Source organism: Brevibacterium yomogidense, assembly GCF_900163715.1.
GTDB classification, from domain to species: domain Bacteria; phylum Actinomycetota; class Actinomycetes; order Actinomycetales; family Brevibacteriaceae; genus Brevibacterium; species Brevibacterium yomogidense_A.
Map to the genome: position 1 here is coordinate 319,566 of NZ_FWFF01000017.1, position 10,365 is coordinate 329,930.

Here is a 10,365-nt window from a genome sequence, read left to right on the forward strand (position 1 = left end):
AAATTCAAGCCCAACACGATCTATTGTGGCTCTTCACGAACGAGGGTGTAGTCGAGGTCTGAAACCGCCGGCTTCGAGCAGACTCCTGTCGATGTAGTGCCTCAGGTTCCGGAACCCAAGCGCGATCCCGCGCAGATGCTCGAGTCGGCCATTGATCGCCTCCGTCGGGCCGTTGCTGGTCCCGGGCCGATCGAAATAGCCGAGGACGTCAGCGGCTCGTTGCTTGAGCGTACGAGCGAGCTTGCGGACCTCGACCAGCTGCACGGGCACCCCCGTGGAGATCCGGTCGATCGTGTGCTGCAGGAAGAACCTCCCCAGCCCGCGGTCCGTCTCCCGATACGCGGTGATCATGTCCTGATACACACCCCAGGTCGCTTCAACCTCGACATGGCGCTGGTCGGCGAACACCTCCTCGAGTCGCGCATGCTGCTTCTCGATGAGAATACCCGCTCCTGTCAGCAGAGTCCGGCGGACCCGGTAGAGCGGATCACCAGTCCTACCCCGACGACCGAACACATCGCGCTGAACACGGCGCCGACAGTTCTCCAGCGCGTCCCCGGTAAGCCGGATCACATGGAATGGATCCATGATCGGAGCAGCGTCGGGAAGCTCTTCGGCGGCGGCGGTCTTGAACCCAGTGAATCCGTCCATCGCAACGACCTCGATCCCGTTCTGCCACTGCTGCGAGCGTGCAGCCAGCCACCGCTTGAAGACTGCTTTGGAGCGGCCTTCGACCATGTCCAGCAGCCGGGCAGGTCCGGTCTTCTCACGCACCGGGGTCAGATCGATGATCACGGTCACGTACTTGTCGCCACGCTTCGTGTGGCGCCACACGTGCTCGTCGACACCGATCGTGGTGACACCGTCGAAGCGGTGGGGGTCATCGATCAGTTGTCGTGTGCCTTCAGCGAGGATCGCGTCGTTCGCGGCCGACCATGACACGGCCAGTCCTGCCGCGACGCGGGAGATGGACAGATGGTCCACCACGAGTCCTTCCAGTCCCCATCGCAGACCGCCGCGGGAGATCTTTGCCCGCGGCGGCGCCGCTGCGGTCGTGTCCTGGCGCCACACCCGGCCGCATCCTGAGCACTTGTAACGACGCACGCGGATCAGCAGCGTCGTGGGTCGGTGTCCGAAGGGTTCGTGCGCGAGCCTGCGCACCACCGTGTCCCGTGGCGTCCCCTCACATCCGCAGTGCTGGCACCACTGGTCTGGTTCAACGACTCGGCATTGGAACATCGCTCGGTCGGGTTCCAGGTGTTGTCCGACGGCTTGGAGACCGAGCTCGTCGAGGCGGCAGAACGTGGTCAGGCAGGGCGCATCAAAAGTAGGGTGGGACATGTCGAGGTCTTCCGGATGGGCAGTGTAGGAACTTCCATCTTCAGGGAGACCTCGACTCCTACACGGACAGCGACGCGCTCAACGGACTACACCCTCGTACGAGAAGAGCCTCTATTGTCAAATATTCGCATTAAAGAGAATTAGGCGAAATGCAACTCCGAAACACAGCAGGATACCGCAGTGACCCGCGAGCCACATCAGGTAAGGGAGAACCGGTCCGGAAAAGCCTGTTGAAAAACGTTGCCACCACCCTCGAACGTATCACCGAGAAATCCTTCTAGAAGATTGTTGAATAAGCGTTTTGCGCGGTGATGAAAGGAAAGCAGATGCTACGATTCAGGAATCCCGGGTCCAACATTGAGACACAGGTCGGAAGCTTCCAGGTATTGTATCGCGCTTTGAAAGATGCAAAGCGCTTTACCACGAGTGACATGGGCCATGTCATGGCAGAAGCTAATCTCTTCACCGCATACGGATACACGGGGGATAAGGCACTTGAAATTACTTCCTCACGAAGTGATTCTCTGAACTCCACCAAAATGAACATGAAGATGTATGCCGAAGTGTTCCGAATGCTCGGATGGGTCGCGCCTGCAGATCGATCGGCCTCGTATCCGTTAGCTTTCACGTTCATCGGATCCTGTGCTGGAAACAGCACTTTCGCGGGAGCCTTGGCACTTGCTGAGGAATCCTTGCTGGGCTTTGTGAACCCGACAGAAAACAGTCAAAACGTCAAATATACGGAAAATGTACGGTTTTACCCACTAGTGCTTCGCGCCTTACGGGATCTCGGTGGCACTATGTATAAGCACGAGCTGTGCCTCGGCCCGATGTCATGCGACGACATCGACGAGAGCTCATACGACGGCATGATTGAAAAGATCAAAAGCCTTAGGGGTGACTATTCTCGACTATCAGACGCTTTTAATGACTTATGCCAACGTTTGAATATGAAACCTACATCAGTGGACAATAGTACCCGACTACCTATCGGCCAACTGAGCGGACATGGTTGGATTGAAACCGGAATAAGAGACAGGACGTTGTACAACCGCTCTCTAAGCTGCATTAAGATTACGGACAAAGGAGCCACAAAGCTCCGTGAATATCTATCAATGGTCGATCTGCGCCTGAGCGATTTCAATGCACTGGAGCCGAACTTAAAAGCGCCTGCAATCAGGGCCGGCGTCTATTCAATGCTCGAACGCGCTGGATTTAATGTGGATTCAGTAAGAGCTAGGAGAAAATCGGACTCTGATGCACTTGCGCCGCTGCTGAAAGGCAGGGAGCTGAACTTCTCTCCCTATCAAACACTGTGGCCAGACACGGTGAATGAGGCTCTTGGCCTTACTCCCGATATCAGAAATCAGGAAGTGGTCCAGGAAACAGCGAAACACGAGACGCATTCCGACAAACGAGAGTCGAGCATTGAATCTACTTTCGAAGGCACAATTCTAGGTGCATCTGCTTTTGCACACACCTCTGAGAAATTACCCGTTGCTGAACGACCCAGCCTAATCGAACTCAGAGGCCTCATAGAAGATGCCGTAGCAAAAACGAGTACGATTGCAGATGCTTCGCGTCTACTATTCAACTCGCGAGTAAACGACAAGCAAAATCAATTCTACCCTTTGGTGGCCGACCTGTTCACGCTACTTGGACTTGATTGCAGAGAATCGCGAGAAGGCGATAATGGAGCGCGATGGGATGCGCTGATTAAGGACTCGGAAGAATCTATTCCGATTGAAATCAAGTCTCCAACCGAAGAACTCTACCTCTCCCTCAAAGCAGTACGTCAAGCCCTGGAGAACAAGGTAATATTACTGTCGAGAGAGACTCATCCCACCCAGCGGAACACTTCTTCCCTCGTTGTTGGGTACAACCTGCCGAACGCGCGGGCAGAGGTTGCAAAAATTATAGATGACATCTATTCAACGTATAGACTTAGGATAGGCGTAATTGGATTGGAATCACTATTTCAGCTGGCGGTGAGCGCAACCCGCGGAAACTATAAGATTGATCTATCTGAAATTGGCCGTTCGAAAGGAATAGTAAATGTCGATCTTTGAACACAAAGGAGACCGCAAGAATCTTCGGCTCTTAACTGAAGTCCCACAGCGAGTCGTCAAGGAGTGTGCATCAGCGCCCGCAAAATGGATCTTTCCAAATGGCCCTGATTGCGTTAGTAGCTGCATTGCGTGCGCGGACGAGCCGTGCCGGAAAATTGGAGAATCCGAACAAAGCGTCCCTGGTATAGATGCGTTAGCTGGTGACCTGAGTAGTGTGCTCTGCCCGGTTAACGCCATCGGCTGGGATGCCACGTTAGAGACTCCGAAAATTGACCCTGATACGTGCATTGGTTGTGGTCTCTGCGTCGCACGATGCCCGGTTGGTGCGATCTCGGTCCTTGAAGGGATTGCGACAGTCGCGACTGATCAATCACAGGAAAGTACTCCTCGAACCAAGACTATGCCGCTTTCGGCGGGCCAACTTGAGCAGCAGGATCAGATCGCAGAGCTCCCCACGCTTGAATCGGCAGAGCCTATCGCTAAAGACATCGGTGTTGTTGGCGTTACGGAAGTACTGGAAAATTCCTCCGAAGCAGTTCAGAAGGCGGCAGTTCGTTCGCTTTTGGTGGCCGCTGGAGGCTCTGTATCACTGAGTCGAAAAGGTGACGTACATACAAGGATGGATGGAACGTACGCGACGAAGGGTGGAGCCCTCGGCTCGCTTGAGGTTGAGTTCGGGTTCGATTCATTGGAAGCGTTGCGAGCAAGCCTTGACGATGTTGCGGTACTTGAAAGTCGTTATGGTATTCCGATAGCAGACCAGGTGCCTTTGGTCGTATGTGGTGGCTTGCCCCGCGAGCGGCAGGGCTATTGGCAGGTGGTTCTTGATATTGATCGGGTGCTGGAGCTTAAAATTAGGACGGCGACCGCTGGTGCAATGCTGTTGCTCGTTTGGAATAGAAAGCCATTTACTGCTCAGGTCCTGGACCAGTTGACACCTCATTTCGGCTCTACTTCAATTAGAAGCCAGATAGAAGCTGCGCTTGGGCGGCCGGTGGATATTCCGCGTGGGCTTGGGGGGATTCTGGAACCGGAGAAGTAGATTACAGCAGACGTTGCTGTTGGACGAGCCTATCAACTCGATCTAGTGCGATAGTTGCCCATCGCTCCTCTAGCTCAATGCCAACCCATTTGATCTTGTGCCCTTCGCTATTCAGTATTTCACATGCTACTGCTGTGGTCCCCGAACCCAGGAAAGGGTCCAACACTGCCCCGACGTAACGCCCCTCTGAGTCTTTGGGGCAATAGGCTTTCAATAGCTCCACAAACAAGGCTACAGGCTTTTGTGTAGGATGCGAGGTTCGTTCCTTGGCGAACCGTTTGCCCGCCAGAGTTGGAAACTCCCATATATCTCCTCGCATAGCGCCGCGAGGATCAGGAGCCCACTTTACGCGCTCCCCCTTTGAGTTTCTGTACCAGACAGGAGTCTTTAGACGCTCCTCGCTTCTGTATGGAATTCGTACGTCGTCGGTATTGTAGGTCCATCTGCGGTCAGAGTTTGTGAACCATAGGAATGGCTCGTATTCACCTCTGGGAACTCTTTTTGACCGACTGAATCCGTTGTTGTAGCGCCATATGTTCATTCTCCGGTAATGTAGTCCAGCCTCGTACATAATTGCCTGCAGGAATCCGATGTAGTGGTGGATGCCGAACCAGAGAAGGCTGCCTTCATTCGTCAGGAGATCCCGACAGTTTTGGATTCGGTCTCGCGACACCTCTAGGAACTCAGCCAGAGGCAACGAGTCGGAGTCGTTGCCGAAGTCTTTGTTCAAATTGTATGGTGGATCCGTAAGTATGAGATCGAATTTCCGTCCTTCAGCGATAAATTGCGGGAGGATCTTGTCCGAATCGCCAACTATTACCTCTTGCGTAACGTTCATGGCTTTGCCACCTTGCGGAAGATGAGAATGTATTGATGATGAATATTCTCCACGTAGGCAAAGGGATAGCCGTATGGTAATAATGACTTGTGATTCTGGAGAAGTACCTTAACTCCCTGCAGCGCAAGGGTGGCGCCATCTTCGGTGTTGGCGTTATCTAGTTCCTGGATTAAGTCTGAATGAAAGCTGACGAACTTGGACTTATTACGGAAGTCGGAGACGATCATGCACAAATATTTGCCAGATTTGAGGGCGCGCGCAGAGGGTACAATGAAGTCAGACGCGAGCACTTTAAGGAATGTGGAATAATCCGCGATGTTCGCTAGATCCTTTGGGTCGCTGTCTGAGTAGTTGGTGGCAAGATCGTTGGCGAGGCGTTCTTGCTTGACCTTGTGGTCTGCCTTCTTATTCAGAATCGACCAGTAAGGAGGGCTTGTGATAACAAAATCTACTGATTCAGGCTCAAATTTGAGTAGGGCTTCACGTGAATCATCGTTGATGAATGTGTGTTTGGAGGAGTCTCCCGGGGCGACTTCAGTCTCTAATCTTTCAATCGCCAATTCGTTCCAATGCTTCTGAAGCTCAATACTGATTGATTTTCGTCCAGTGACGGCTGCGGCCTTTGCGGTCGATCCCACGCCACCAAAGGGGTCTAGTACAACCATTCCTTCCTTGGTGAAGAAGGAAATCAGTTGCGATACATCTTGGAATGAGAATGGAGCAGGATGTTGCCTCTCGATTTGCGCATGGGGGTGTTTCGACCCAAGTCCCTTCTGATACGTGAAGCTCTTCGTCAGGGGCATCCACTCTGCGCCAGTTAGGTCATTGAGTTTGTTCCTGGCGTCGATTTTTGATGGCGGCTTTTCGGCGGGTTCCTCTGCGGCCAGTGCCCGTGAAGGATTCTGGGGCGCGGCGATGGTTCGGCTCTTTGCTAAGTACTCTCCTAGTTGGTTGGTGTCGAACCGACGTTGGCCGCCTGGTGTCTTAGTGGGTGTCAGGATGCCCGAGTCCACCATCCGGTAGACGGTCGAGTTACTTACTCCGAGGATGCGAGCGGCGGCTGATACGCCAACAAGGTTCGATTGTTGATACATGCGTCCAGCGTACCTCAGCCGTGACGCCATCAATGCTCAACGTTATTCAACATTGGTACCGTAAGGCGCGGTTGCGCCGGGTGCCCCGCCACTTGGCGCTGGGGGAGTGAGCGGCTGGCCGTGATCGTCTGCTTTTGTGCTCGAGGGCGAGCTGCTAGCCGAGTGTGGGGAGGTGCTTTGCCGCCCTTCCAGCGCCTTTGGCTCCGCTTGTCTAGGTATGTGCCAGGGGTCAGCTTGTTTAGCGGCCACCTAGTCCTGAGCTTCCCAGTTCCTCGGTTGGTGGTGAAGCGGTGCTGAGTCCCTTCCGAGGCTGCGCGGGCTGTTCTTGTAGTGTACGCCTAGTCGCGGCGAGGCATCGTTTCCTGGCTGTTGGGCCTAATTTTCAGTCTATGCCGCGAGTATGGTGTGCACGGGAGATCTGTCGCGGCCGACCGCCCACTCACGGCACGAGGACGTACTTGCCCACTGCCTTGCGTTCGCTGATCGTAGTGAGGATCCTCCCGGCGTCGGCCAGTGGGGCGACGGCGGGCTCGGGCGGGTGCAGCTCTCCCGCGGCGATCCGACGGTAGAGCTCGTCCAGCAGGCGGGCGTTCCCTGACAGGGCCGCCTCCTCGCGTGACCAGTCGCCCCAGTCGATGCCCACGATCATCCGGTTACGCAACAGCACGATGTTCGCCGGCAGCCGGGGGGTCTCGCCGGAGGCGAACCCGATGACGCAGAACCGTCCACCAGCGCCCAGCGCGCGCAGGGCGCTCTCCGCCGCAGGGCCGCCCACCGGGTCGATGACGACATCCGCGCCGCCGCCCGTGTGTGCACGGATCTCGTCCTTGAGGTTGTCGTACCCGATCGCATGGGTTGCTCCGTGCTGCAACGCGAGCGCCCGCTTCTCCTCCGACGACGCAACCGCCAGCACCTCGGCACCCTGGCTGCGTGCCACATCGACCGCGGCCAGTCCGATCCCGCCACCGGCACCCAGCACCACGACCTTTTCGCCCTCACGGATCGTCACCCGCTGCGTCACGCCGAACAGGAAGGTCAGGTAGCTCTCGATGCTGGCCGCCGCGATCTGCGGGGACACTCCCTCCGGCACGACTGCCAGCGCCACGACCGGCACGACCAGATCCGTCGTGTACGCACCGCCGATACCGGCCATGACGGACGCGACCCGCCGCCCGCGTACGACTCATCGACGCCCTCGCCCACCTGGGTCACCACTCCCACGGAGCAGTTCCCCGGCGTGAACGGCAGCGGCGGCTCCACCTGGTAGGCGCCGCGCACGATGAGCGAGTCGACGAAGCTGACGCCCGCGGCCTCGACCCGGACCAGGACCTCACCGGGGCCTGGCGTGGGTTGAGGCTCTTCGACGAGGGCCAGCAGATCGGGCTTGCCGTACTCGGTGCAGATGATCTTTCGCATGTGTGGTGCCTTTCGCAGGAAGTGTGGGAATGCTGCTGTTGAACGGACCGTGCGGTGTCAGCGGCCGCGCCACTGAGGGTCGCGCTTCTCCAGGAAGGCGGCGACCCCCTCGGCACGGTCCTCGGACCTGAGTTGCGCCACCTAGTCTGAGATTTGTGGTGGGTGAGGCTGTGACCTGCGGGTTCATGGTTGAGGGTGTGCACTATTAATTCGGGGTGAGTAGCCTCAGGCGCATGGGATCGTTCGTGCGGAAGGTCAAGACCGGCTCCGGCGCTACCGCTGTCCAGATCGTGCACAAGACCGGCAGCCGCCGTGACGGTATCGAGCACATCGGATCCGCACACACCGACGCTGACCTTCACGTCCTTCTCGCCACCGCGCACCGCCGACTTGCCGGCGATCAGCCCGAACTCGACCTCGGTCTTGATGCTCCCGGTCTGGGACGGCCAGAACACGGACTGGTCGTCGAGTCGACGCAGTCGATCGTGTTGTGGCAAGCCCTCGAACGCGTCTACGCGTACCTGGGCTTCGACGCCGTCGGTGACGAGCACTTCAAGAAGCTCGTCCTTGCCCGGATCGTGGAACCGACATCGAAGACAGAAGCGATCCGCGTGATGGAAAATTTCGGCATCAGCCCGCCGAGTCTGCGCACGATCACACGGACATTGCAGCGCATCCAAGCCGACGGCGTCCGTGGCGTCGTGTCCCAGGCCTGTTTCGACTATGCAACAGCCACCGGCGGGCTCGCGCTCGTGCTCTATGACGTGACGACCTTGTACTTCGAAGCTGATGACGAGGATGAGCTACGGAAAGTCGGGATGAGCAAGGAACGGAAAGTCGACCCCCAGATCACTGTGGGTCTGCTGGTCGATCGGTCGGGGTTCCCGCTGGAAGTCCAGTGCTTCGAGGGCAACAAAGCCGAAACGAAGACACTGATCCCCGTGGTGACCGCGTTCAAGGAGCGACACGGCATTGATGACCTCGTCATCGTCGCTGATGCCGGCATGCTCTCAGCTGCGAACCTGTTGGCGTTGGAAGAAGCCGGACAACGGTTCATCGTCGGGTCCCTCATCACGAAAGCGCCGTATGACCTGGCGGACAGGTTCGAGAAGAAGGGCACGTACTTCGAAGACGGCGAGATCGCTGAGTCCCAGCGTGTGATGGGCACCGGAACGCAAGCCCGGTCCCGCAGGATTGTGTATCAATACTCGTTCAAGCGGGCCAAGCGGGATGACCGGAACATCAACAAGATGATCGAGAAGGCCGAGAAGATCGCCGCAGGAACGCGACCGATGAAGAAGGACCGGTTCGTGTCGCTCAAGGGGAAACAGCCTGCGGTGGACTGGGCGCTGGTCGAGCGAGCCCGACAGTTGACGAGGATCAAGGGCTACGTCACGAACATTCCGATGTCGCTGATGAGTGGTCACGTGGTCGTGGCGGCGTATCACGATCTGTGGACGGTAGAGCAGTCGTTTCGTATGTCGAAGTCAGATGTGAAAGCGCGTCCGATCTTTCATCGGACGCGGGACTCGATCGAGGCGCACCTGACGATCGTGTTCGCTGCTCTTGCGGTATCCCGCGTGGTCCAGGCGCGGACGGGGGTGAGCATCAAGAAGTTCCGCGAGGCTGGCGCCTCTACGATCGGCGGTACTCCGTACCGGTGAGCAGCGGCACACGATCCATCCCGTCATTCCTGACGAGGCTGCCGCGATGCTCGAGAACATCCCCGGGGAGGGTGTGCACTAAAGTGGCGCAACTCAGGTGTAGCCGACGCGCTGCTTGTGCGCGCGCTTGGACGCCAGTGCTTTGCTGCTGCCGCGGCCGTGTACCCACCAGCCGCCCCCGTCGGGGATCTTTCCGACTTTCTTAAACGTCCATGTGGAGAATGTGGCCGGGGAACCTGGTGGTGATCTTCCCGGCGTGCCGGTTGTTCTCTCCTGTCGGGTCGAGGTCACGACGTCGGCTGATCCCGAGTCGTTTCAGCCAGCGGGATACCGTGCGCAGGCAGCAGTGGTGGCCGAGGTGGGCCAGTTCGTGGTGGATGCGGCGGGCCGACCACTTGTGATCGCGACGCCAGCGATCGATTAGCTCCAGCATCTCCAGGGGGATTCGTGTGGGGCGGGCTGCTGGTGCGCTGGAGCGGTATTCAAGCCCGCCGGCGCCTTCAGCCCGATAGCGGGCCACCCATTTCGTGAGTGTGGAGCGGGCGATGCCGGCTTCAGCGGCGACGTGAGCGATGGGCCGGCCGCCTGCGAGGACGCGGGTGACGAGGCGCTGTCTTCCTTCCGGGGTCAGTGGGGCGTTAGCGTGGGTCATCGGAGCGGGTCTCTTTCTGCTGGATGGTTGCTTAGACACCACCCATCGTGCAGTCCAGGGGCCCGTTCCTTCATCCCCGCTCGGTGACTACAACGTCATGACCCACAACAATTAGGCGTCAGCTCCATCGACGTCATGGACGACGTTGCCGTGCTCCCGTATGAGTGGAGGGAGCTCCTCGACCTCCTCGAACGGTGTGGCGTCAGTGTCGTGGCGCATGAAGGGACCAGCGAGAGAGTTCCAGACAGC

General features: G+C 57.6%; 7 protein-coding genes and 2 pseudogenes. 3 read left to right on the forward strand and 6 right to left on the reverse strand.

Annotated features, from left to right (window positions below; all coding sequences use genetic code 11):
- Positions 1-33: 33 nt before the first annotated feature.
- Entirely contained in the window at positions 34-1,341 is a 1,308-nt protein-coding gene (locus FM105_RS10450; RefSeq protein WP_087007951.1) for an ISL3 family transposase, read from the reverse strand.
- Between the two features lie 398 nt (positions 1,342-1,739).
- On the opposite strand from FM105_RS10450, the gene FM105_RS14560 reads away from it, so the two are divergent.
- Complete coding sequence (locus tag FM105_RS14560; protein ID WP_143275871.1) at positions 1,740-3,410, forward strand: hypothetical protein; 1,671 nt, start codon at positions 1,740-1,742, stop codon at positions 3,408-3,410.
- On the forward strand, positions 3,397-4,452 hold the full coding sequence (locus tag FM105_RS10455; protein WP_087007953.1) for a 4Fe-4S binding protein: 1,056 nt from the start codon (positions 3,397-3,399) through the stop codon (positions 4,450-4,452). The genes FM105_RS14560 and FM105_RS10455 overlap by 14 nt, the downstream gene beginning before the upstream one ends.
- A gap of 1 nt (position 4,453) precedes the next feature.
- Here FM105_RS10455 and FM105_RS10460 read toward each other — a convergent pair whose 3' ends face one another.
- From FM105_RS10460 to FM105_RS15050, 4 genes are all read right to left on the reverse strand, one after another.
- The gene (locus FM105_RS10460) at positions 4,454-5,290 is read right to left on the reverse strand and encodes a DNA-methyltransferase (protein ID WP_087007955.1); all 837 of its coding nucleotides are present in this window, start codon (positions 5,288-5,290) and stop codon (positions 4,454-4,456) included.
- On the reverse strand, positions 5,287-6,384 hold the full coding sequence (locus tag FM105_RS10465; protein WP_179207155.1) for a DNA methyltransferase: 1,098 nt from the start codon (positions 6,382-6,384) through the stop codon (positions 5,287-5,289). Before FM105_RS10465 ends, FM105_RS10460 begins: the two co-directional genes overlap by 4 nt.
- A gap of 439 nt (positions 6,385-6,823) precedes the next feature.
- Positions 6,824-7,537, reverse strand: a complete 714-nt coding sequence (locus FM105_RS10470) for a zinc-binding dehydrogenase (RefSeq protein WP_218777939.1) — start codon at positions 7,535-7,537, stop codon at positions 6,824-6,826.
- A complete protein-coding gene (locus FM105_RS15050) occupies positions 7,420-7,800 on the reverse strand; it encodes an alcohol dehydrogenase catalytic domain-containing protein (RefSeq protein ID WP_218777940.1) in 381 nt (126 codons plus the stop codon). The genes FM105_RS10470 and FM105_RS15050 overlap by 118 nt, the downstream gene beginning before the upstream one ends.
- 233 nt (positions 7,801-8,033) lie before the next feature.
- Here FM105_RS15050 and FM105_RS10475 point away from each other — a divergent pair.
- Positions 8,034-9,546: pseudogene (locus FM105_RS10475) on the forward strand (IS1634 family transposase).
- A gap of 14 nt (positions 9,547-9,560) precedes the next feature.
- Here the strand turns inward: FM105_RS10475 and FM105_RS10480 are convergent.
- Positions 9,561-10,116: pseudogene (locus FM105_RS10480) on the reverse strand (helix-turn-helix domain-containing protein); the annotation flags it as partial.
- Positions 10,117-10,365 lie beyond the last annotated feature (249 nt).

Bases quoted from the DNA above. Each gene is read 5' to 3' on its own strand.
- FM105_RS10450 (WP_087007951.1), bottom strand. From the start codon at position 1,341: ATGTCCCACCCTACTTTTGATGCGCCCTGCCTGACCACGTTCTGCCGC.
- FM105_RS10455 (WP_087007953.1), top strand. From the start codon at position 3,397: ATGTCGATCTTTGAACACAAAGGAGACCGCAAGAATCTTCGGCTCTTA.
- FM105_RS10460 (WP_087007955.1), bottom strand. From the start codon at position 5,290: ATGAACGTTACGCAAGAGGTAATAGTTGGCGATTCGGACAAGATCCTC.
- FM105_RS10465 (WP_179207155.1), bottom strand. From the start codon at position 6,384: ATGTATCAACAATCGAACCTTGTTGGCGTATCAGCCGCCGCTCGCATC.
- FM105_RS10470 (WP_218777939.1), bottom strand. From the start codon at position 7,537: ATGGCCGGTATCGGCGGTGCGTACACGACGGATCTGGTCGTGCCGGTC.
- FM105_RS15050 (WP_218777940.1), bottom strand. From the start codon at position 7,800: ATGCGAAAGATCATCTGCACCGAGTACGGCAAGCCCGATCTGCTGGCC.